The organism is Pseudomonas sp. 22082, assembly GCF_052046055.1.
GTDB lineage: Bacteria > Pseudomonadota > Gammaproteobacteria > Pseudomonadales > Pseudomonadaceae > Aquipseudomonas > Aquipseudomonas pharyngis.
This window is the reverse complement of sequence record NZ_JBQEQB010000012.1, coordinates 44153-67201: the sequence shown is the minus strand read 5'-3', so window position 1 is coordinate 67201 and position 23049 is coordinate 44153. Positions and strand designations below refer to the sequence as shown.

General features: G+C 62.3%; 20 protein-coding genes. 11 read left to right on the top strand and 9 right to left on the bottom strand.

Translation table 11 applies throughout. The features are described from left to right. The first annotated feature begins 32 nt into the window (after window positions 1-32). The 7 genes from urtE (at window position 33) to ureC (ending at window position 5169) form a co-directional block, all read left to right on the top strand. Window positions 33-731: an urea ABC transporter ATP-binding subunit UrtE gene (gene urtE / locus ACTJK9_RS15755; RefSeq protein WP_039766753.1), complete on the top strand. Its 699-nt coding sequence runs from the start codon at window positions 33-35 to the stop codon at window positions 729-731. 43 nt (window positions 732-774) lie between these two features. Then, window positions 775-1614, top strand: a complete 840-nt coding sequence (locus ACTJK9_RS15750) for an urease accessory protein UreD (RefSeq protein ID WP_440814752.1) — start codon at window positions 775-777, stop codon at window positions 1612-1614. 33 nt (window positions 1615-1647) lie between these two features. Then, on the top strand, window positions 1648-1950 hold the full coding sequence (gene ureA, locus ACTJK9_RS15745) for an urease subunit gamma (RefSeq protein ID WP_039766748.1): 303 nt from the start codon (window positions 1648-1650) through the stop codon (window positions 1948-1950). Window positions 1951-1959: 9 nt separating this feature from the next. After that, a complete protein-coding gene (locus ACTJK9_RS15740; protein WP_007950603.1) occupies window positions 1960-2493 on the top strand; it encodes a GNAT family N-acetyltransferase in 534 nt (177 codons plus the stop codon). A 5-nt stretch (window positions 2494-2498) separates the two neighbouring features. Beyond that, complete coding sequence (locus ACTJK9_RS15735) at window positions 2499-3032, top strand: GNAT family N-acetyltransferase (protein ID WP_039766745.1); 534 nt, start codon at window positions 2499-2501, stop codon at window positions 3030-3032. Next, a complete protein-coding gene (locus ACTJK9_RS15730; protein WP_085611034.1) occupies window positions 3032-3337 on the top strand; it encodes an urease subunit beta in 306 nt (101 codons plus the stop codon). The genes ACTJK9_RS15735 and ACTJK9_RS15730 overlap by 1 nt, the downstream gene beginning before the upstream one ends. A 131-nt stretch (window positions 3338-3468) precedes the next feature. Next, window positions 3469-5169 carry an urease subunit alpha gene (gene ureC / locus ACTJK9_RS15725; protein ID WP_085685440.1) on the top strand — a complete coding sequence of 567 codons (1701 nt, stop codon included), beginning with the start codon at window positions 3469-3471 and terminating at the stop codon, window positions 5167-5169. Window positions 5170-5218: 49 nt separating this feature from the next. Here ureC and ACTJK9_RS15720 read toward each other — a convergent pair whose 3' ends face one another. After that, window positions 5219-12268: an NEL-type E3 ubiquitin ligase domain-containing protein gene (locus tag ACTJK9_RS15720; protein WP_440814749.1), complete on the bottom strand. Its 7050-nt coding sequence runs from the start codon at window positions 12266-12268 to the stop codon at window positions 5219-5221. Between the two features lie 178 nt (window positions 12269-12446). Here ACTJK9_RS15720 and ACTJK9_RS15715 point away from each other — a divergent pair, with 178 nt between their 5' ends. Next, a complete protein-coding gene (locus ACTJK9_RS15715; protein WP_221398592.1) occupies window positions 12447-13574 on the top strand; it encodes a sensor histidine kinase in 1128 nt (375 codons plus the stop codon). Window positions 13575-13578: 4 nt separating this feature from the next. Here ACTJK9_RS15715 and ACTJK9_RS15710 read toward each other — a convergent pair whose 3' ends face one another. Both ACTJK9_RS15710 and ACTJK9_RS15705 read right to left on the bottom strand, forming a co-directional pair. Next, window positions 13579-13884 (bottom strand): chaperone modulator CbpM, encoded by a 306-nt coding sequence (locus ACTJK9_RS15710; protein WP_074689662.1) that lies wholly within the window; start codon window positions 13882-13884, stop codon window positions 13579-13581. Window positions 13885-13907: 23 nt separating this feature from the next. Beyond that, a complete protein-coding gene (locus ACTJK9_RS15705) occupies window positions 13908-14858 on the bottom strand; it encodes a DnaJ C-terminal domain-containing protein (protein WP_064600657.1) in 951 nt (316 codons plus the stop codon). 292 nt (window positions 14859-15150) lie between these two features. Here ACTJK9_RS15705 and ACTJK9_RS15700 point away from each other — a divergent pair, with 292 nt between their 5' ends. Continuing rightward, window positions 15151-16425 carry an Hsp70 family protein gene (locus tag ACTJK9_RS15700; protein ID WP_221398591.1) on the top strand — a complete coding sequence of 425 codons (1275 nt, stop codon included), beginning with the start codon at window positions 15151-15153 and terminating at the stop codon, window positions 16423-16425. An 89-nt stretch (window positions 16426-16514) separates the two neighbouring features. Here the strand turns inward: ACTJK9_RS15700 and ACTJK9_RS15695 are convergent, their stop codons facing one another. From ACTJK9_RS15695 to ACTJK9_RS15685, 3 genes are all read right to left on the bottom strand, one after another. Next, window positions 16515-17528 carry an AI-2E family transporter gene (locus tag ACTJK9_RS15695; protein WP_064593159.1) on the bottom strand — a complete coding sequence of 338 codons (1014 nt, stop codon included), beginning with the start codon at window positions 17526-17528 and terminating at the stop codon, window positions 16515-16517. Between the two features lie 229 nt (window positions 17529-17757). Next, window positions 17758-18063, bottom strand: coding sequence for a PsiF family protein (locus ACTJK9_RS15690; protein WP_011332224.1), 306 nt, complete (start codon window positions 18061-18063; stop codon window positions 17758-17760). A 63-nt stretch (window positions 18064-18126) separates the two neighbouring features. After that, entirely contained in the window at window positions 18127-18921 is a 795-nt protein-coding gene (locus tag ACTJK9_RS15685; protein WP_440814745.1) for an AraC family transcriptional regulator, read from the bottom strand. 98 nt (window positions 18922-19019) lie between these two features. Between ACTJK9_RS15685 and ACTJK9_RS15680 the strand changes: the two genes are divergently transcribed. Next, window positions 19020-19907: a DMT family transporter gene (locus ACTJK9_RS15680; RefSeq protein ID WP_085611040.1), complete on the top strand. Its 888-nt coding sequence runs from the start codon at window positions 19020-19022 to the stop codon at window positions 19905-19907. A gap of 120 nt (window positions 19908-20027) precedes the next feature. On the opposite strand, the gene ACTJK9_RS15675 is transcribed toward ACTJK9_RS15680, so the two are convergent. From ACTJK9_RS15675 to ACTJK9_RS15665, 3 genes are all read right to left on the bottom strand, one after another. Beyond that, entirely contained in the window at window positions 20028-20918 is an 891-nt protein-coding gene (locus ACTJK9_RS15675; RefSeq protein WP_207984881.1) for an esterase/lipase family protein, read from the bottom strand. 91 nt (window positions 20919-21009) lie between these two features. Beyond that, the gene (locus tag ACTJK9_RS15670) at window positions 21010-21315 is read right to left on the bottom strand and encodes a DMT family transporter (protein WP_011332220.1); all 306 of its coding nucleotides are present in this window, start codon (window positions 21313-21315) and stop codon (window positions 21010-21012) included. Further along, window positions 21316-21954 (bottom strand): FMN-dependent NADH-azoreductase, encoded by a 639-nt coding sequence (locus ACTJK9_RS15665; protein WP_440814741.1) that lies wholly within the window; start codon window positions 21952-21954, stop codon window positions 21316-21318. Between the two features lie 120 nt (window positions 21955-22074). Between ACTJK9_RS15665 and ACTJK9_RS15660 the strand changes: the two genes are divergently transcribed. Further along, window positions 22075-22977 carry a LysR substrate-binding domain-containing protein gene (locus ACTJK9_RS15660; protein ID WP_074689655.1) on the top strand — a complete coding sequence of 301 codons (903 nt, stop codon included), beginning with the start codon at window positions 22075-22077 and terminating at the stop codon, window positions 22975-22977. Window positions 22978-23049: the final 72 nt, after the last annotated feature.

Genomic DNA, 23049 nt, shown 5'->3' with positions numbered 1-23049 from the left:
CTCCCACAGGGGGATTTGAGGAGAACTTGAACATGCTGCAAGTCGACAAGCTGCACCAGTACTACGGCGGTAGCCACATCCTGCGCGGCCTGAGCTTCGACGTGAAGGTCGGCGAAGTGACCTGCCTGCTCGGGCGTAACGGTGTGGGCAAGACCACGTTGCTCAAATGCCTGATGGGCCTGTTGCCGGCCAAGGAAGGCGCGGTGAACTGGGAAGGCCAACCGATCACCACGTTCAAGCCGCATCAACGGGTGCATGCGGGGATCGCCTACGTGCCGCAGGGCCGGGAGATTTTCGGCCGGCTGACCGTGGAAGAGAACCTGCTGATGGGCCTGTCGCGCTTTCCCGGCAGCGAAGCCAAAGAGGTTCCGGCGTTCATCTACGAGCTGTTCCCGGTGCTGCTGCAAATGAAACAGCGGCGCGGCGGCGATCTGTCCGGCGGTCAGCAACAGCAGCTTGCGATTGGCCGCGCACTGGCCAGCCGTCCGCGTCTGCTGATCCTCGACGAGCCCACCGAAGGCATCCAGCCGTCGGTAATCAAGGAAATCGGCGCGGTGATCAAAAAACTCGCCGCCCGTGGCGACATGGCGATTCTGCTGGTGGAGCAGTTCTACGATTTCGCCGCCGAACTGGCCGATCAGTACCTGGTGATGTCCCGGGGCGAGATCGTGCAGCAGGGCCGTGGCGAAAATATGGAAGCCGAAGGCGTACGCGGGCTGGTGACTATTTGAGGTTACGGTCTAATCTGTAGCGTCCTAACGATAATCAGAAAACATGAACTTACCTGTTGCGACTGCCCTGTTTACCCCGAGCTGGCACGCCGAGCTGGAGCTGGCGTACGCCCGCTTCGGCGATTGCACGCGGCCGACCCGACGCCGGCACCTCGGCCCGTTGCGGGTGCAAAAGCATCTGTACGCCGAAGGCCCAGAGGTCTGTCAGCACATCATCGTCCACCCGCCGGGCGGGATTGCCGGCGGCGACCGGCTCGACATCAGCGCCCGCGTCGAACAAGACGCCTGGGCGCAAATCACCAGTCCCGGCGCGGCCAAGTGGTATCGCGCGGCCGGCCCCGCCTATCAGTCGCTGAACCTGCTTGTCGCTGATGGCGCGACACTGGAATGGCTGCCCCAGGAAACCATCGTCTACAGCGCCGCCCAGGCGGAACTCACGACCTCGATCGACCTTGAAGGCGATGCGCGACTGTTTTACTGGGACGTGGTGGCGCTGGGTCGTCCGGCCAGTGGCGAGCGCTTTGACCTCGGGCATTTCCAGGCGCATCTGGATATTCGCCGTGATGGGCGGTTGTTGTGGCATGAGCGCCAGCGCATCGTTGGCGATGACGGCTTGCTCGATTCGCCGATTGGTCTCGATGGCAGTCCGGTGTTTGCGACGTTGCTGGTGACCGGCGAAATCGATGCCGAACTGCTGGAGCGCTGCCGCTCGCTGGGGCATGAAGTGCGAGGGGATCTGACGCAGTTGCCCGGTCTGTTGGTCGCCCGTTGCCTGGCCAGTGAAGCGTTGCTGGCGCGAGCCTGGCTGATCGATCTGTGGCGTTTGCTCAGACCTGCGCTGCTCGGCCGCGAAGCCCTGCCCCCCCGAATCTGGAACACCTGATTTTCTTCAACTGCCGACAATGGATTTCAAACGATGGACCTGACCCCACGCGAAAAAGACAAGCTGCTGATCTTCACCGCCGGCCTCGTGGCCGAGCGGCGACTGGCCCGTGGCGTGAAGCTCAACTACCCGGAAGCCATGGCCTACATCTCGGCGGCGCTGCTCGAAGGCGCCCGTGACGGCCAGACCGTGGCCGAACTGATGCACTACGGCACCACCCTGCTGACCCGCGATCAGGTGATGGAAGGCATCCCGGAAATGATCCCGGAGATCCAGGTCGAAGCGACGTTTCCCGACGGCACCAAACTGGTCACCGTCCATCAACCGATCGTCTGAGGCCGCGCCATGACTTACACCATCCGCGATGCCCTGCACGCCGACCTGCCGGCGATCCGCGACATCTACAACGACGCCGTGCTCAACACTACGGCGATCTGGAATGAATCCGCCGTCGACCTCGGCAACCGTCAGGCGTGGTTCAGCGCACGTCAGGCCCAAGGCTATCCGATCCTGGTGATCGTCGACGCCGACAACACCACCCTCGGCTACGCTTCGTTCGGTGACTGGCGGCCGTTCGACGGTTTCCGCCACACCGTCGAGCACTCGGTCTACGTGCGCAGCGACCAGCGCGGCAACGGTCTCGGCCCGCAACTGATGACCGCACTGATCGAACGCGCGAAAACCTGCGACAAACACGTCATGGTCGCCGCCATCGAGAGCGGCAACGCCGCATCGATCCGCCTGCACGAGCGCGCCGGTTTCATCACCACCGGGCAGATGCCGCAAGTCGGCACCAAGTTCGGCCGCTGGCTCGACCTGACTTTCATGCAACTGACCCTCAATCCTGGCGCGGAGCCGCCGCCCGCCCACAAGGAGTGACACCGATGAACCCCGCCCAACTGCGACGCGTCAATGCTGAAAGTTTTGCGCACTATCGTCAGGGCCTGATCGACCTGCTGCTCGACGCCGTGGGGTATGGCGCCAGCGTCGGTTTCATGGCCGACCTCGATGCCACTCAGGCACGCGCCTATTTCGACGACGTGCAGGACAACCTGAACAAGGGCAACGTGTTGCTGTGGGTGGTGGTCAAGGACGAACAGGTGCAGGCCAGCGTCCAGTTGAGCCTGTGCCAGAAGGCCAACGGCCTGAACCGCGCCGAGGTGCAGAAATTGCTGGTGCGTGAACACGCCCGGCGGCGCGGCCTCGGCCAGCAGTTGATGCAAGCGCTGGAACAGACCGCGCGTCAGTACAAGCGCGGCATGCTTTACCTCGACACCGAGGCCGGCTCCCCCGCCGAAGATTTCTACAAGGCCCTGGGTTACACCCGCGCCGGGGAAATCCCCGACTACGCCTGCGACCCGAACGGCACCTATCGCCCGACGGCCCTCTATTACAAAGTCCTGCAAGGAGCGAACTGATGATTCCCGGCGAATACCGGATCCAGCCCGGCGATATCGAACTCAATGTCGGTCGCCGCACCGTCAGCCTGAAAGTGGCGAACAGCGGCGACCGGCCGATCCAGGTCGGCTCGCACTACCATTTTTTCGAGACCAACGACGCCCTGACCTTCGACCGCGACGCCAGCCGTGGCATGCGCCTGAACATTCCGGCGGGCACCGCCGTGCGCTTCGAGCCGGGGCAGAGCCGCGAGGTGGAACTGGTGGATTACGCCGGGCACCGGCGGGTGTTCGGGTTTGCCGGGCGGGTCATGGGTGACCTCTGAATTTTGCGGTGCCGCCATCGCGAGCAGNCGAGTTCCTCCAGCTGGAATCCGATCCTCTGTGGGAGCGAGCCTGCTCGCGAAAGTGAGCGCAGCGAACGATCTCAAAACCAATTGAATTCCAAGGCGAACACATGAAGATCTCGCGTCAAGCCTACGCCGACATGTTCGGCCCCACCGTCGGCGACAAGGTGCGCCTGGCCGACACCGAGCTGTGGATCGAAGTCGAACAGGACTTCACCACCTACGGCGAAGAAGTGAAATTCGGCGGCGGCAAAGTGATCCGTGACGGCCAGGGCCAGAGCCAGTTGCTGGCGGCCGAAGTGGTCGACACCGTCATCACCAATGCGCTGATCATCGACCACTGGGGCATCGTCAAGGCCGACGTCGGCCTCAAGGACGGGCGCATCGCCGCCATCGGCAAGGCCGGCAACCCGGACGTGCAGCCCGGCGTGACCATCGCCATCGGCGCCAGCAGCGAAGTGATCGCCGGCGAAGGCATGATCCTCACCGCCGGCGGCATCGACACCCACATCCACTTCATCTGCCCGCAGCAAATCGAAGAAGCGCTGATGAGCGGCGTCACCACCATGATCGGCGGCGGCACCGGTCCGGCCACCGGCACCAATGCCACGACCTGCACTTCGGGGCCGTGGCACCTGGCGCGGATGCTCCAGGCGGCGGACGCGTTCCCGATGAACATCGGCCTCACCGGCAAGGGCAACGCCAGCCTGCCGGAACCGCTGATCGAACAGGTCAAGGCCGGCGCCATCGGCCTCAAGCTGCACGAAGACTGGGGTACCACCCCGGCGAGCATCGACAACTGCCTGAGCGTCGCCGACCAGTACGACGTGCAGGTGGCGATCCACACCGACACCCTCAACGAGTCCGGTTTCGTCGAAACCACCCTCGGCGCGTTCAAGGGTCGCACCATTCACACTTACCACACCGAAGGGGCCGGTGGCGGCCACGCACCGGACATCATCAAGGCCTGCGGATTCGCCAACGTGCTGCCGAGCTCGACCAACCCGACCCGGCCGTTCACCCGCAACACCATCGACGAACACCTCGACATGCTGATGGTCTGCCACCACCTCGACCCGAGCATTGCCGAAGACGTGGCGTTCGCCGAGAGTCGCATCCGCCGCGAAACCATTGCCGCCGAAGACATCCTGCATGACCTCGGCGCGTTCTCGATGATCAGCTCCGACAGCCAGGCCATGGGCCGCGTCGGCGAAGTCATCACGCGCACCTGGCAGACCGCCGACAAGATGAAAAAGCAGCGCGGCCCGCTCGCGCAGGACGGCGAAGGCAACGACAACTTCCGCGCCAAACGCTACATCGCCAAGTACACGATCAACCCGGCGATTACCCATGGCATCAGCCATGAAGTGGGTTCGGTGGAAGTCGGCAAGTGGGCCGACCTGGTGCTCTGGCGCCCGGCGTTCTTCGGCGTGAAACCGACGCTGATCCTCAAGGGCGGCGCCATCGCCGCCAGCCTGATGGGCGACGCCAACGCCTCGATCCCGACCCCGCAACCGGTGCACTACCGCCCGATGTTCGCCAGCTACGGTGGCTCGCTGCACGCCACCAGCCTGACCTTCATCAGCCAGGCGGCGCAGGCGTCGGGACTGCCCGAAGCGTTGGGCCTGAAGAAGAAAATCGCCGTGGTCAAAGGCTGCCGCGACGTGCAGAAAACCGACCTGATCCACAACGATTACCTGCCGAACATCGACGTCGACCCGCAGACCTATCAGGTCAAGGCCGACGGCGTGCTGCTCTGGTGTGAACCGGCCGAAACCCTGCCGATGGCGCAGCGTTACTTTCTGTTCTGAGACAAAGCCTCGGTCGTCGAAGTGTTCGACGACCGGGGCTGGCGGCGCCTCAGCGGGTTGAGGTGTCCATCAAATAGCGCGAAGGGCCGAGCTGCTCGTCGTCGAGCGCGACCACCACCGGCTCACCGGTTTCCAGGCGCGACAGGGCAATCAGTTGCTGATTGCGCTCAATGCTGCGTTCAACTTCAAGCATCTGTACCGCCTCCTGGTAAGCCGTGCTGGTCACGTCGTCATATTGATCCTCAAGGCGTTGCAGCTTTTCATCTGCGCTGCGCTTGAGCGCGCCGAGTTCGTCCGGATACTTCTCGTTCAAGTACTGCACCCAGTAATCGCGGCTGATCAGTTCTTCATAGAAGCGCTCGCCTTTTTCCGCCTTCACGACCGCATCACGCGCGGTCGCCAGCGCCTCCCCTCTGAGCGGTCGGGCGAAGCGCATATGGCCGGGTTGCCCCGGCAATTGCAGGCCATCCTCCCAGCCGGAGGTCAGGCCGATCCGATACTGCAGGCGCACTTCCGCAGGATCCGCATCACGGCCCATGCTGCGCGCGGCCAGTTTTTCCACCTCGCCCAGGCGGAACAGCTGACGCGACAGGTCGAGCAAGGCACGCCCCTTGACCGCCAGGCCCGGAGGCAGGTAGCGCAAGGCGTTGTACTCGAACACCTTGACCTCGATTTCACTGAACGCCAGGGTGCGTCCATCGACGCAGGTCGTGTGCGTGGTGGCCATGGAAAACAGCGTATCGCGCAGTTCCTGACTGTTATTGGCCGCCTCGACAACCTCCCACACCCGGCGTGTCAGATCAGCGCGAAACACCCGGAACTCCTCGGTGTCCGGCATCCGCGAAAGCAGATGGAAGAACGCTCCGTTATCAGGCTCCGCTGCCAGCCGCTGCCACATGGCCCGACAGCGTACGGCATCCTCTTGCGGAAGGTTTTCAATCCACGGTGTCGCTTGCAGTTCGAGGACACTTTCGGCGAGTGTCGGCACCACTTCATCCGGTTCCACATCACTTTCGCTCCCCGTGTCTTCACCCCCGCTCTCAGTGGTGCTGTCCATGTCATCGATCATCCGGTCGATCTCGGCATACGTCAGCCCCAGCACATCGTCACGTCCATGGGCATCGGCGTATTCACGCAGACGGATCAGGCTTTGCTGCGAGATTTCGAAGTTATCCGACAGATTGCTGCCGGCAATCAGTGCAGCATGGGTGCCGTCATACAACTCGGACGGAATCGAGGTTATTTCATTGCTGCTCAAGTCGACCGCCTGCAGACGCGGGGCTCGCAGCAGCCCCTCCGGCCACACAGTCAGCAGGTTGTCACGCAGGTCCAGCCGTTCCAGTCGCTGCAGACGGTCGATGCGCAAGGTTCGCAGGCCGTTATGGCTGAGATCCAGCCACCGCAGTTGCGGCAGGCTCTCGAGCGTTTGATCAAGCGCTTCGGAATCCACAAGACCGGTGAGCGACAGTTCCAGTCGTTCCAGTTGCAGCATGTGCCCGACAGGCTCAGGGATAGCCAGCAAGTGATTGCCGCTCAGATTGAGTCGGCGCAATTGCGTGAAGGCCCGAAGGAAAGCATTGGAGCCATTGGTGGTGAGCTTGACTCCCGAGAGGTTCAGGGTGCGCACCGCCGCGAATGTTTGGTCCAGTGCGGGCAGGTCGCCCACCTGCAGACCGTCAAGGTTGAGTTCTCGGTCAGACACGCCATTCCAGTCGACGGTACTTTCACGCCAGCATTCCATGATGCGCCGGGCGGCAAGCTGGCGGGTGCGCGATGACACGACCCAATCCATGCCTCGGGTTTCATGGGTGAACAGCCAATCGTTCAGCCGCCGTGTCAGCACCTCGAATGCCTGCTCCCATGCATTGATCCGTGCACCGATCTGCACCTCGGTCAGCCCTTCGCCCCGCATCCGCTCAATCGTCTGCTGCGCCTGCGCCTCTTCGAACGAGGGGCACAGGCGCTGGATGCGCGAGCCCCACCCGCCAGGCCCCACGCCTGCCGGACGCGGCGCAAGCGGCAGTAACCGCCGGGCGATCACCGAACCGCTTTCGGCGGGCGGCGTACGATGGCGCGGCTCTTCCAGTGCAAAGCGTTGCAACGACCCCGGCAACAGGCCTCTGGCGTCTTCGATGCGCTGGCGCGCGGTAGCCAGTGCCACTTTGGCCTGCGCATTCAGCGGGGTCCCGGCGAGGCTGGTATCGAGCAACAAGTCATCACGCCCCAGCAACACCTGCGGCAGCGAGGTCAACCGGCTGTCGCTGAGATCCAGCCAGGTCAGTTCCGGCAGCAACTCCGCCCCCACTGGCCATTCGCGCAGGGCCGTTGCACTCAGGTCCAGGGCCTTCAGGCGATTCATGCCGCGCACGTCGATACTGCTCAGCGGGTTGCCATGCAGGTTCAGGGTTTCGAGTGCCGGCAGGTCGCTTGAATCGAGCGGCAGTTCTGCCAGGCCACAATCGCTCAGATCGAGGGTATCGACCCCGCGGAAGGTACAGATGAAACGGCGCAACTGCTCGACCGGGGCCTGCAATCCGGGCAGTTGCAGACTTCTGACATGGTTGAACCCGTCAGCCGAGAGCGTCGGCAGGCTGTCCAGCGGTGAGCCTGGAATATCCAGCACCGTGGCATCATTGGGCAGGCTGACATACAAGTTGTAGAACACGCTTTCGGTACGCGCGCCGTAGCGCTGGAACAACCCGCTGCGCCAACTGGCTTTCAGCGCCTCGGCCACCGCCGCGCGTGCAGCACCACCGTTGGAGGCCGTTGGATCGGAACCGATCCACTCCTCAAGCCGGTCAAGTTTACTGAACTGCTCGCTCAAGGTTTTGATCGCGGCAAACCGGCTGCCGACATCCGTCCATTGCGCCTTGAACCCCGTATTCAAGACATCCGGAAGACTCCTTTCCATGCCGACAAAACGCTTGAGCTCACCGCGACAATAGTCTGCGACCATTTCGTCCAGATCGATGAGGTGCCGAGGCTGACTCCGAACGAATTCGTAGATCGGCTTGAACACCCGGCGCGGGAACTTCGACCAGTCCAGTGACAGGCCGGACAACAGCCGCTGATGGCCCTCATAGATTTCCATCGGCAGGGTGTTGATTGCCGTTGATCGCAGGTTCAGGCGCTCCAGCCGTGGCAAATCCAGAACACCGTGTGGCCATTGGTGCATCTGCGGACTGCCGATTTCCAGCCTGCGCAGTTGGCGCATGCCGCCGACGTCGAGGGTCATGGGCACCACCGGGCTCATGCCCCCGGAGGAACAGCGCAGCTCCAGCTCTTCAAGCCGGGTCAGCTCCCGAAGTCGCGACGCCACCTGTCCGGTAATCGGTGTGGAGAGTCTCAGGCGTGTCATCTGGCGCAGCGTCTTCAACGTCGCGAGCACTTTGTCGAACTCCGCAATGCTAGAGGTCAGGGACAGTTTCTCGACATTGGGAAACGCCGAAAGCGTATCGCTGACCACCGGCGCCTGCAGCGTCAGCTCTCTGACATGCGTAAAGTCTGCGGTCAATGACGGCAGCGGCACTTCACTGATCAGCGTCAGGCGAGCCGCCAGCGGATCATGTTCGGCCAACGGCGCATTTCGCCAGCACTCCTTGATGTTCTGCACCACGCTGACGAACTCGTCAGGGGTCGTGCGCAGGCGCAGGTTTTGCGACGTCAGCCATTGCTCGAGGGTTGTTTCCAGTTCTCGCCACTCGCCCAACCGGTTGTTGAGCAAATGAAAGATCTGCTGATCGCTCTTGCCCAGACGCCACTGTTCAAGAATGAAGCCGCGAGCCTGCACGTCGGTCAACTGCGGGTAGACGCTCTGGACATGAGCCGTCAACGCCGGACTGGGTCCTGGCCCATCACCATTGGCGGGATAGCCAAGCAGTCTGGGAGCAATGCGTTGCGGGGGTTTGAACCATGGTTGTTCGGCGCTGCGTGCACGCAGAATCCGGGCCGATTCACTGCGCTCGGTGAAAGCCCGTTCGATGATCGCAGCTTGCAGATCGACGCTCTGCCCAACATTCGGCAGCCCCAATGCATGACGCGCCTGATCGGGCAAGGCATGCATCAGCGAGGCGTAAAAGTTGTCGCCCCGATGGGGAATACTGTTGAGCGGTTCGCCACGCTCATTGGCGGCCTGCCAGGCATCTGCGTACTTGACCAGATACTTGCGTGTGCTGGCCGTTTCGCTGCCGATGGCATCCAGCATCGGGCCGCCGATACTGCCTTCACGTATTTCCAGACGCACGTCATCGGACCAGCCTGGCAAGCGGCGCAACGTCTGCAAGGCCAGATGGCGGCTGTCGGGCGAAGCCATGGTTTCACTGCGCAACCCGGCCAGAGCACGGGTCAGGCGCCCCTCCCCGCCATACCAGCGGGCGAGCTCCTGCAAATGCAGCGGGACCGTTGCCGCGCTTTCCAGGCGCGCCAGCTCCGCGGCGTCGGCCTGCTCCAGAGCGGCGACGGCCGCACGCTCGGTCAGGCCGGGTACGGCGCGTTGCAGCCTTGCAGTCCTGGGCTCCACAGGTCCGCCCTCCTTGAGAAGGCTGTTGAAGAGCGCGGGCTGTTGCGCGCTGGCGAAGTCGGCAATCTGTCTTGAGAACTCTCGGGCCCGGGTCTGCCGAACACGAGCAGGCTCGCCGCCCAGCAGGTGAACCGTCTCCGCCTCATCCAGCGTCGCGAGTATTCGGGTCGGCAACGCACCGCTCAGCACTTCGGCCCGGCTGACCCGGATCGGCGCCTTGCCGCCGCGCTGAGTCCCGTAACGGATGGTACGCCCCGAGAAATCAGAACTGTCGTAGATCTGTAGCTGGCGCCCGAACGGCCAGCGTGGCATGTCGGGAAGCAGCGGCAACAGATGCATGAATCGACTGTCGACTGCCTGAGTACCGGCTGCCTGCTCGACGATCGATCCGGCATCGCGCTCGGCGTTGAACAGTTGCATGGCATCCGTCAGTTCAGGTGGCGGCAAGGCGTGGTCCAGGTGCATCTTGCGCAACGCGTTGTCACTGACACCGGCGATATCGGCCATCGTCAATAATTGCTCGTCAGCAAACGCGTCAGTGCTGTGGCCGATACGCCGCAACAGCGTCAACCGGTTCCAGTCCTGCGGGCGCTCCAGAGTATGCCGCCATGCGCCGGCGCCGTTGTGCGTCAAGGGCGGCTGATAGGCCTGCGGATCGCTCGGATGCTGGATGCGCCAGGCTTTGAGCGACTCGTCGTAGATCTGCTGATAAGTCTTGCCATCGAGGCGTATGCAGGTTTTTTCTCCCGACTCGTACTGCCCCAGCGCATTCGGTACAGCATTCTCGTCCAGTGTGACCGGACTCTCGTAGCCACTCAGATCAGGCCTCCACAAGCGAGTCGTGCCGTCCGGCATTTCCACCTGGTGCAGGTCCTCGATGACCGGTGTCGATCGGGCGGCGGTCAGCCGGGCGAGCCCTTTGCCGGCGCCCGCCATCAAGGCAATCAACGCCAGATTCTGCGCGACATCGATCAGATGCGCCTTGGCGGCCTTGCGATCACCCTCACTCCACTCGATGGCGCCTTCAAGGGTTTCTTCGAACAGTTGCGCGGCCATCACCGCCATCATCACTTCACCCAATACCGGCACGAACATCGAGACGCCCATCAGCACCAGCTTGCCGATGTTCAACAATGTGGCGAGCTTCTCCGAGCGCACTTTGGCGTCGACATCCGCTGTGGACACGGCATGGCTGCGGGCATCGGCGATCAAACGGTCGCGATGCTGCTCGAACTGGTAACCCCACAGATCGATGTTTTCCGACCAGATCCCGCCGCCCTTGCGCGACAGGTCAACCGGGTTCAAATACGGATCTGCGTTCGGCACCTGCTCGACCGGCGGCGCAGGCGGCAACTCGTGAATGCCGGTCAGTGCCGCGTTGATGGGATTGAGTGCCTTGAAAAACTCATTGAGCAGCGGCTCGTAAGGAGCGAGTCTTTGCGAAAACGTGCGGTTCGGCGTGTCGTCGGTGAACTGGCCGAAGTAGTGCGGTCGGTCGGCATACGCGACGAACTGGCTGAAAAACCGCTGGTAGCTATTGGGTTCTGCAGGATGAGCCTGAGTCGCATCGGACGCGGTGAACCGCTGCTTGAACATCGCTGCGATTTCCCGCCCCTTGTAGCGTTTGAGCGGATGGTAGGGATCCCCCGGGATGTACAGGATCGAGTCGTCACTGGAACGATATTTCTCGCAGATCGTGAACATCACGCAGCCGGTCATGCGCCGGCCCATCAGGCCCAGATCACGGAACCAGATCTGCCGCTGGCCCTGACGCGGTGCCAGTTCGCCGTTGAGGATCGAACGAATCGAGGCGTAGTCCTCGTGTCCGATGTCACCTTTGACCAACGCCAGTTCTGCCGCCGCATGCATAGCGCTTTTATGCGCGTCGATGAATTTGTCGCGCAGTTCCTGTTCGGCGACCGCGTCCCGGTGGTGCAGGAAATCCTTGAGGTAAGCCTGATATTTCGCACCGATGTCCAGCGAACGGCACAGACTAGTGAACTGCTCGACCGTCAGCGGTGTGTTCAATGGCGCAAGCGTGCCGGATGTCGAGGTTTCACGGCGAAATCCCGACGTTTCATGGAAGGCGCCACTTTTACATTCACGGTTTTCGAAGTTGTGCAGCGCCGCTTGCAGCAAAGGCTGTTTCAAGACTTCGAAGAAGCCGATGTCGATGGCAAAAATCCCCACCTCCACCGGTTTGTTCAGTACCAGCCAGGTCTTGTTGACGTCCAGCGTCACGTTGAACCGGTCCTTGAGGGCCTTGATGAGCAACGGCGCGGCGAAACTGTCGATGTCCTGGAGGGTCGACATGGCCTTATCCAGAGATGCCTGGGCGGCGAGCCTGGCGGTTACGGCATCCCCTACAGCCTTGCGTTGATCGCGTGATGCGCGCCGGTACCAGTCCGGCGTAGCGGAATCGGCATTTTTCAGGGCCTGGCGCTGGTTTGGCGATGCATTGATCAACCACTGCGGGCTGGACTGCTGAAGAAAATCAGCGTGCAGACTTTGCGTCACGACCGTCACCCGCGGCGCTGCTGCGGTGTCCGGCGAAGGTGGGGCGACAGGCAATTCAAACATGGTTTCGCTCCTTGAAATGGAGCAAAAGCAGACCACGGCGACGCTCTGCGAGTGTGGTACATAGGTCTCGCAACACGACATCCTGTCAGCAGAAATTTCAAGCCCGAGCGGCGCTTTCATTCCCGCGCAAAGAGACTAATATTCGAACGCCCCGCCTTGAATTTCCAGGAACCCGGACATGCGTTTATCCGAATTTATCCGGCAACATGCAGATCGCATCGTCGAGGAGTGGGAACAGTTCGCCAGGACCATCACCCCGGCGGCCGAGACCATGGACAGGGCAGCGCTGCGCGATCATGCCAGAGAGATTCTGTTGGCCGCCGCACGCGATATGGACACCGCGCAGACCGCCAGCGAGCAGATTGCCAAAGCCAAAGGCGAAGGCCCGGAAAAAACCCCGAGCCTGGACGAGGCCGGCGCCAGCCACGGTGAGTTGCGGCATACAGTGGGCTTCGACCTGGTGCAGATGACGTCCGAGTTCCGCCATTTGCGCGCCTGTGTGATCCGCCTCTGGGTCGACAGCCTGGAATCGCCCGACATGGCGTATTTTCAGGACATGATCCGTTTCAACGAAGCCATCGATGAAGCCCTGGCCGAATCGACGGCTGCCTACGCCGAGCAGGTTGCTCATTCACGGGATATCTTTCTCGCGATCCTCGGCCATGACCTGCGCGCGCCTTTGCAAGCGGTGACCATGTCGATCGAACTGCTGATGCGCAAGACCGCGTTACAGGACGATGCCCTTCAGTGCGCCCTCAACATCAAGCAGGGTTCGCGGCACATGGCGGCGATGGTCAGCGACCTGCTGGAACTGGTGCGCAGCCGCCTGGGCAAGAGCCTGCCGATCGAACCGGCGCCGATGGACCTGGCTGACGCGGCGCGCGCGGCCATCGCCGAAGCCTGCGCCGGTAATCCGGAAAGTGATCCGACACTGAAAACCGAGGGTGACACCCGTGGCAACTGGGACGCCGGACGGATCGATCAACTGCTGCAGAATCTGATCGGCAATGCCTTGCAGCATGGGTCTGATCCGCGCGAAGTGATCGTGACGTTGAAGGGAGAAGCCAGGCACGTGCTGCTGACCGTGCACAACTGCGGCAACCCCATTCCCGCAGAAGCCATCGGCACGATTTTCGATCCATTGGTGCGCAGTGCCGACGAAGAACTCGGCCAGCCGTCGACCAGCCTCGGTCTGGGCCTGTTCATCATCAAGGAAGTGGTGACCGCCCACGGCGGGGCGATCGAAGTCAGTTCAAGCGAAGCCGACGGAACACTGTTCAGCGTGACGCTGCCCAGACAGATTTGAAACGCTACTCGACCACCAGCCGCGCCAGACGCTGACGGAGCATGCGGTTCTCGGATCGCAACTCCTGCACTTCTTCCAGCAGGTCCAGCGCCAGGGCGACGCCTTCCCATTCCAGCTCCAGGTCGCGCCGCAGCTTGGCGGCGCGTTTGGCCAGGGTCAGTTCGTAGTCGGTGAAGCGCCATTCCCTGGGCTGCGCGCCCTGAGGTTCGAGGATGCCGTGCTCGACGATTTCGATCACGTAGACGTCCGACAGGTCGGCCGCCTCACAGAATTCTGCCATGTCCAGTTGAACGATCAGGGGGCTGCTCATGATGGGCTACTCCGTCGTCAGTATCAGAAGTTCTCTCGCGGGTTGAAGGCGGCCTTCTTCGCCAGTTCCTGCCACAGCGCCTTGACGTCATCGCCGTTGGCTTTGGGCATCACGGCCTTGAGCTGGACGAACAGATAACCGCGCTCGCCCGCCTTGTTCTGCAGACCGTGGCCCTTGGCACGCATGCGCTGGCCGTTCTGGCTGCCGGCCGGGACCTTGAGGTTGATCTTGCCGGTCAGGGTCGGCACGGCCACTTCGGCGCCCAGCGCCAGCTCCCACGGTGCCAACGGCAAGGTGATGATCAGGTTTTCGCCTTCAACGTCGAATTTCGGGTGCGGCGCGAAACGGATGGTCAGGTACAGATCGCCATTGGCGCCGCCACCGATGCCCGGTGCGCCCTGGCCCTTGAGGCGGATGCGCTCGCCGTCGGCCACGCCGGCCGGGATCTTCACGTTCAGGCTCTTGCTGGTGTTGCTGACATGCTGGCCCGAACCGTTGTATTGCGGGACCTGGAAGCTGATCTTTTTCGATTCGTTCGAAAGCGTCTCTTCCAGAAAGATCGGCAGTTCCAGTTCCACGTCTTGCCCTCGCCGTCCGGCGCTGCGGGATTGCCGGCCAGCGCCGCCACCGAAACCGGGGCCGCGATTGCCGAAGATCGAACTGAAGAAGTCCGAGAAGTCACCGGTGTCGCCACCGCCGCCACCAAAGCCGCCACGGCTCTGCCAGCCCGGCGGCCCCTGAAACGGCTGACCGTGCTGGCCATAACGACGCAGTTCGTCGTATTCGGCGCGCTTGTCGGCGCTTTTCAGCGCTTCATAGGCTTCCGAGGCGTCCTTGAACTTGGCCTCGGCGTCCTTTTCCTTGCTGACATCGGGGTGGTATTTGCGCGCCAGCTTGCGATAGGCAGCCTTGATCGCCTTGTCGTCAGCCGTCGGCTCCACGCCGAGTATCTTGTAATAGTCTTTGAAGTCCATCGAAGGAATCACCATCCGTTATCGATTTCGCGCCGATGCCAGCATGCGCCGATTCGCACGTGCCGGGTTGACCGATCTCAAGGTTGTGACCGGGTGGCGCAGCAGAAGTTTATCGGCAGTGGACGGCGGTTCTTGCGACCGCCGGTATGTCTGCCGGCCCATGCCAGCAAGTTTGGGGCAAAGCGCCGAGTTTCAAGCAAGCTTAGTCGTGAAATAGCAGATGACCGGCCTTCGAATCTGTCGCGCACTGACATACACTGCGCGGCCGTTTTTTGACCGGAACCGAAAGACCATGAAAGACGCCTCTCCAGCCCGTGCCTGCGGCATCGACTTCGGCACGTCCAACTCCACCGTCGGCTGGCTGCGCCCCGGCATGGAAACGATGATCGCGCTGGAAGACGACAAGATCACCCTGCCGTCGGTGGTCTTTTTCAACATCGAAGAGCGCCGTCCGGTTTACGGCCGTCTGGCGCTGCACGAATACCTGGAAGGCTACGAAGGCCGGCTGATGCGCTCGCTCAAGAGCCTGCTGGGTTCCAAGCTGATCAAGCACGACACCAGCGTCCTCGGCACCGCGATGCCGTTCAAGGACTTGCTCGGGCTGTTCATCGGCCAGCTCAAGAGCCGCGCCGAAGCGACCGCCGGTCGTGAGTTCGAGCAAGTGGTGCTGGGCCGTCCGGTGTTCTTCGTCGACGACGATCCGCTGGCCGACCAGGAAGCCGAAGACACCCTGGTGGAAGTGGCGCGCAAGCTCGGCTTCAAGGACGTGTCGTTCCAGTACGAGCCGATTGCCGCGGCCTTCGACTACGAGTCGACCATCGAAAAGGAAGAGCTGGTCCTGATCGTCGACATCGGCGGTGGTACCTCGGACTTCTCGCTGGTGCGCCTGTCGCCCGAACGTCGTGGTGTGGATAACCGCCACGACGACATCCTCGCCACCGGCGGCGTGCACATCGGCGGGACCGACTTCGACAAACAGCTGAGCCTGCAGGGCCTTATGCCGCTGTTCGGCTACGGCAGCCGCATGAAAAGCGGCGCGTTCATGCCGACCAGCCACCACATGAACCTGGCGACCTGGCACACCATCAACTCGGTGTACTCGCAGAAATCGACCCTGGCCCTGGGCAGCATGCGCTACGACATCGAGGACACCGGCGGCATCGACCGTCTGTTCAAGCTGATCGAACAGCGCGCCGGGCACTGGCTGGCGATGGAAGTGGAAGAAACCAAGATCCACCTGACCCACAACGACAGTCGCCATGTGCCGCTGGATCGCATCGAGTCGGGCCTGAGCGTGGAACTGACCCGGGCATTGTTCGAGTCGGCCATCGAGTCGCAGCTCGAGCGCGTGCGCGGCAGCGTCACCCAATTGTTGGCCGACGCCAATGTGGCGGTGGGTCAGGTCGATACGGTGTTCTTCACCGGCGGTTCCAGCGGCATCCCGGCACTGCGCAACAGCGTCTCGGCGATGCTGCCGAACGCGCGGCATGTGGAAGGGAACATCTTTGGCAGCATTGGTAGCGGTCTGGCGATTGAAGCCATGAAACGTTACGGCTCGGTGAACTGATCCAAAAGCGGCGGTGCACCCTTCGCGAGCAANTCCTGTGGGAGCGGGCTTGCTCGCGAAAGGGCCAGTTCAGACGCTGGAAGTCTGGATCAAACCATCCCGCCCAGCTTCAACTCACTCTTCAGATACGCGTAATAAATCGGCCCCGCCACCACCCCCGGCAGGCCGAACGCGGCCTCGAACACCAGCATTGCCAGCAGCAACTCCCAGGACTTGGCACTGATCTGCCCGCCGACGATGCGCGCGTTGAGAAAGTATTCGAGCTTGTGGATAAAGATCAGGTAGCCCAGCGCCGCAATCGCCACCCAGATCGACAGCGACAGGCCGACGATGGTAATCAGCGTGTTCGACATCAGATTGCCGATCACCGGTAGCAGGCCGAGCAGGAAGGTCAACACGATCAGGGTCTTGGTCAGCGGCAGCTTGATCCCGAACAGCGGCAGGATCACGGCCAGGAAGATCCCGGTGAAGAAGGTGTTGAGCAGGGAAATCTTGATCTGTGCGAACACGATGTTGCGAAACGCCTGAACCAGCAGGTGCAGACGGTCGAACAGGGCGGCCGCCAGCGGCTTGCGCTTGGTGACGTCCGGCACGCGCTGCAAGGCGATGATCGCGCCGAGCACCATGCCGATCAGCAGCGTCACGAACATGTGCGCCGCGTCTTTGCCCACCAGTTGCAGTTCGGACAAATGCTTGCTCGCCCATTCACCGATGGCCACCCGGAACTCGGCGGCACTGGCCGGCAGGTAGCTATCGATAAACGGCGGCAGTTGCCCGCGGGCGCGATCAACCACACCCATGAATTTGTCGAGGGAAGCACCGGGGTTTTCCGCCTCGTGCAACAGGAAACTGATGGCCCCGGCAAAGATCAGTGCCAGCACACTCACCACCAGCGTGCCCAGCAGCGCCACCGCCAGCCAGCGCGCACGCCGGCCTTCGATCAACCGTTGCAGTTGCGGGGTGAGCATGTTGACCAGTTCAAACACCAGCAACCCGGCCAGCAGACTGGGCAGCAAACGCAATGGCAACACCAGCAACAGACCGCCGAAAATGATGATGCAACTGACCCAGAACACAACATGACGCTCAGAAAACGTTGGCATACAGCCTCAAAACGAACGGCGTAAAAGGATTGGCAGTCTGCCAGCGATCCGAGAGGAGCACTAGGGATATGCGGGCAGCCCTTTCGGGCCTCATCGCTGGCAAGCCAGCTCCCACACGTTAAGTGTCGAACACAAATATTTTGAACAGCCTCACTCCCTGTGGGAGCGCGCTTGGTCCGGGCGGCGATCCGACGACGGGGCCAGCACACTCACCACGAAGCTGCGGGGTTTATTTTTTCTTCAGGCAATCACTCATGAAGGTCTTACGCGCATCGCCGGTCAGGGCCTTGGTGGCCGCGTCGGCGTTACAGGTCTTCATTTTCTGTTGCTGCGGGGTCAGGGCCTTGGCGTCGTTGGCCGCCGGTGCTGCCTTGAGGCAGGTGCTCATGAAGGCTTTGCGCTCGTCGCCCTTGAGGCTCTTGGCCGTAGCGTCGGCGTTGCAGGTGGTCATTTTGTTCTGTTGCGCCGTGGCGGCGAAACCCTGGGAGCACAGCAGCAGACCGATCATCAACAAAGGGACACGCAACATCTTCATGGAGTTTTCTCCTTGGCGCCGCCTCGATGGAGGTGGCCTCTGCTGGAGTGTAGTCAAAGCTTGTTACACCTTCCTAGCCTCAAGATGGCTGCGCCGATACTGCTCCGGGGTACATCCGGCCTGCCGGGCAAACATGGCGATGAAGGCCGAACCGCTGCTGTAGCCGAGATCGAAGGCGATTTCTTGCACGCTGCGCGAACTCTCCAGCGCCTCGATCGCCGCAAGATAGCGCAGCCGCTGACGCCATTCGCCGAAACTCATCCCCAGCTCCCGCACGAACTGCCGGGCCAGGGTGCGCTCGCTGACATGCACCTGCGCCGCCCAGTTCGCCAGCGGCTGGTTGTTGCCGGGCTCGGCCTGCAGGGTTTCAAGGATGGTCAGCAATCCGGGGCTGCTGGCGTAGGGCAGATAGCATTGATGAACCGGCGCCTGGCGCAATTGATCCACCAACACCTGGGCCAGGCGCTGGTCGGCTTCGAACGCGGGAATCTTCACATCGCGGGCGGCGAAGTCCTTGAGGATCGCCTTGAGAATGTCGCTGATCGCAAGAGTGCAGGCCTGCGCCGGCAAATCGGAACACACATCCGGCGCCAGGCACACCGCCCGATAATTGACCGGCTGATGGCTGTAGAAACTGTGCTCGACCTGCGGCGGCACCCACACCGCGTACTGCGGCGGCGACATGAAACGGCTGCCGTCGACATCCATGTGCAGCACGCCGTGGGCTGCGTACTCCAGCGTGCCCCACGGATGGCGGTGCGGCGCGGCGTATTCATGGGCGTTGAAGTCGGCATAGCGGAAATACACTGCCGACGGCAGTTCGCTGAAATCCAGCAGATCGATGTGTTTACTGTTCATGCTGTCCGGAATCAGGGGCGGGTTGTCCGGTTCGCAGTATAGGCCTGTATCCAGACAGGGGATAATCGCCGTTCATCAACGTACTGGTTTCTCCTCCCATGCAATACGCGTTTCCCCTGCTGGCGATTTTCATCTGGGCCGGCAACACCGTGATCAACAAGCTCGCGGTCGGTGCGATCTTTCCCGCCGAGATCGGCTTTTACCGCTGGCTGCTCGCCGGCCTGCTGTTTACCCCGTTCATGCTCAAGAAGGTGATCGCGCACTGGCCGCAGATTCGCCCGAACCTGGGCAAGATCTTCATCCTCGGCGTGCTCGGCATGGCGGTCTATCAGAGCCTGGCCTACTTCGCCGCGACCCTGACCAGCGCCACCAACATGGGCATCATCCTGTCGCTGATGCCGTTGATGTCGCTGGCCATGGCGATCATCAGCCTCGGCCAGCGCCTGACGGCCGGTGCTCTGGTCGGTGCGCTGCTGTCGTTCGCCGGTGTGCTGGTGGTGGTGTCGTCCGGCAGCCTCGGCGCATTGCTGCAACACGGGGTGAACCTGGGTGACGCGATGATGCTGGTCGCCACCCTCGCCTACGCGATCTACAGCACCCTGCTGAAAAAGTGGCAGCTGCGCCTGCCGCCGCTGGTGTTGCTGTATTTGCAGGTGCTGGTGGCGGTGGTGGTGCTGTTTCCGCTGTACGCCGTGTCGCCGAAAACCGGCCTGACCCTGCAGAACATTCCGCTGGTGCTGTATGCGTGCCTGCTGGCCTCGATGCTTGCGCCACTGGCGTGGATGCAGGCCGTGCAGCGTCTGGGCCCGAGCCGGACCACGCTGTTCTTCAACCTGCTGCCGCTGATCACGGCGCTGATTGCAGCACTGGTGCTGAAGGAGCAACTGGCGATGTACCACCTGGTCGGTGGCTTGCTGACCTTGGGCGGAGTGATTCTTTCCGAGCGCTGGACGACGGTGCTCGGCCGCAGACTCCGCGTCGCCTGATCGGGCGCCTTCGCTGGCAAGCCAGCTCCCACAGGGTTGGTGTCGAGCACAGATCTTGTGCACACCTGAATCACTGTGGGAGCGGGCTTGCTCGCGAAGAACGATAACTCGGTTTAACGGTTAAACCCCGGCGGCTTTCAACCGTGCCGCATGCTCGACAAACAGCCGCACCGGATCCGCGCCTTTGCCGACCAGTCCCAGCGACTGGTTGACGATGTCGAAGTGATCCATCGGGTAGTCATCGCCGATGACCGTGCCCAAGTGCGAGCTGTAGCGTCCGACCATGCCGTCGCACTGCCCCGGCTCGCGCACGAAGGTTTTGGCGAACAACCGGCAACTGCGGTTGGTGCCGTCGAACAGGTTGCCACCACGATCGGTCTTGCCCGGCTGCAAGGTGCCGGACCACGAGTAGTAGCGCACGCCGTTGACCTCTTCCGGCCCGTGCCCGCCCCAGGTTTGCGGCAGGCCCTGTGGATAACGCTGGTTGAACAGCGCCACGCCTTCGGTGGTCAGCGAGTGGTGCGAGGCGTGGATATCCACCGGTAGTTTCGGCCCGTGATAGCCGGTTTCCAGCAGTGCCATCAGCCAGCCGACAAAGCGTAACAGCGCCTCAAGAATGCGACCCTTGGCGCTGTCCGCCGGATAGTGTTTGGCCAGGTAGTCGGCCAGTTCCGAACCGTGATTGGGCCCGGCCACCGACGTCACCGAGGCCACCAGGTCCGGACGCTTGGCCGCCGCGTAACGCGCCGTCAGCGAGCCCTGGCTATGGCCGAACAGATTGACCTTGGCCGCGCCGGTCTCACGCAGGATTTCATCGATGCGCGCCAGCAACTGCTCGCCGCGCACTTCGGTGGAATTGAGCGGCGACACCTGCACCGCAATCACCGTTGCACCACCCCGGCGCAATGCTTTGATGATCCCGTACCAGTACGGGTACAGCACCAGACGGATGAAACCGAGCATTCCCGGCACCAGCACCAGTGGATAACGTGTGGCCGAATCTTGCGACATGGGCAAACATCCTTGTGGTCGGTGAGTGGATGCAAGGCGTGCAAAACGCCCGCCAAGCATCCTCCTCGATGATGACAACTCCACGACCAGCCTACTTCAGCCCCACCACCCCCGCCACAATCAGCCCCACCGACAGCAACTTCACCAGCGTCAGACTCTCGCCCAGCAGGGCGAAACCGAGAAACACCGTGCCGAGCGAACCGATGGCGGTCCAGATCGGATAGGCGATGCTCACCGGCAACTCGCGCATCGCCAGGGTCAGGAAGTACACCCCGCCCACCGCCGCGACCACGGTAATCAGCGACGGCCACAGCCGGGTGAAACCCTCGGCATACTTCATGCCCATGGCGAAAGTGACCTCAAACCCGGCCGCGATCAGCAGAAACAGCCAGGCCACCTAGAACTCCCGGGCCAGGTCAAGCAAGCGCTGCTCGGCCTCGGCCACCGACACCGCGAAGGTGCGCTCGGCGGATTCCTCGCCCTCGGCGGCGACCACCGTGACGTCGTTGATACCGATGAAACCCAATGCCGTGCGCAGCCATGGATCGGCGTGGTTCAGCGCCTCCAGCTCGCCACCCGGGCCGAATCCGAAACCGCCGCGACTGGTGACGATCAGCGCCTTCTTGCCCTGCAACAGCGGCGTGTACTGGGCGATGCCGTTGTCGAGGGTGTGATCAAACGTCAGGCCCAACCGGACGATCTGATCGACCCAGGCCTTGAGGCCGCTGGGCACGTTGAAGTTGTACATCGGCGTGGAAATCAGCAGCAGGTCGTGATCGAACAGCTCGCCCACCAGTTGATCGCTGAGCGCCAGATCGGCTTGCATGGTCAGCGGTCGAGCCTCGGGCTCCGGGTAAAACGCCGCCGCGACAAACGCCTCATTAACCGCCGGAATCACCGCCCGCCCGACTTCACGGCGGGTGACCTGAGCCTGTGGATGGCGGACTTGCCAGGCGCTGAGAAAGCTTTCTGCCAGACGCCGCGAATGAGAACGTTCACCGCGTGGGCTGGCATGGATTGCAAGAATCTTGCTCATCTGAATCTCCTTGAGGTCTAGACTTGAGTGACTGTGTGGCGCCAGATTGCAGGCATCACATCACCGCCTCAAATGAGCAAAAATCAGTCGGGATGAATTGATCTCATCCGTGGAGTTTTCATGTTCGCAGCCTTGCCCCTGACCGCCCTGCGCGCGTTCGAATCCGCCTCACGTCTGTTGAGTTTCAAGGCGGCCGCCGAAGAACTGGCGGTGACGCCCACGGCGATTTCCCATCAGATCCGCTCGCTGGAGGACTGGCTCGGCGTGGCGCTGTTCGAACGCCTGCCGCGTCAGGTGCGCCTGACCGAGGGCGGCGAGCGGCTGTTTCGCAGCCTGCACGGCGCATTTCTGGAAGTGGCGCAAAGCGTCGACACCCTGCGCCCGCAACGCAGCGGCAGCAGCTTGACGCTGTCGACCACCGCCGCGTTTGCTGCGCTATGGCTGGTGCCGCGCCTGGGGCGGTTTTACGCCAGGCACCCGAATATCAATGTGCGCCTGGATACGCATTGCGAAGTCATCGACCTGCATCAGGACGCGAGCGTCGACCTGGTGTTGCGCTACAGCCTCGACGATTACCCGAACCTCTACGGGTTGTGCCTGTTCGATGAATCGTTCGGCGTGTACGGCTCGCCGGAACAGGTGGCGCTGGCCGCCCGTCGCACCCCGGCGCTGATCAGCGTGCATTGGCACAATTCGAAGCTCTACGCCCACGGCTGGGAGGCCTGGTGCGCGCAGTCGGGCGAGAACTGGCTGAATCAACACCCGGCCGTCCGCGAGTACGACGAAGAGCATTACGCCCTGCAAGCGGCCATTGCCGGACAGGGGCTGGTGCTGGCGAGCAACATTCTGGTGTCGCAGAGCGTCGCCAGCGGTCTGCTGGTGCCGTACAAGGGCGAGGTCCAGGTCGATGGCGCCGGATACAGCGCACTTTGCGTACCGGGCCGCGAGCGGCACCCGCCGGTGAAGGCGTTTTTTGCCTGGCTGCGCGAGGAGGCATTGCTTTCGGGACATGCCCCGCGCTGAATCCGACAAAACTTTTTGCCGCGTTCATCACTCACAACCAGGTAACGATCACGTCAGCAGAACGTGACGCCA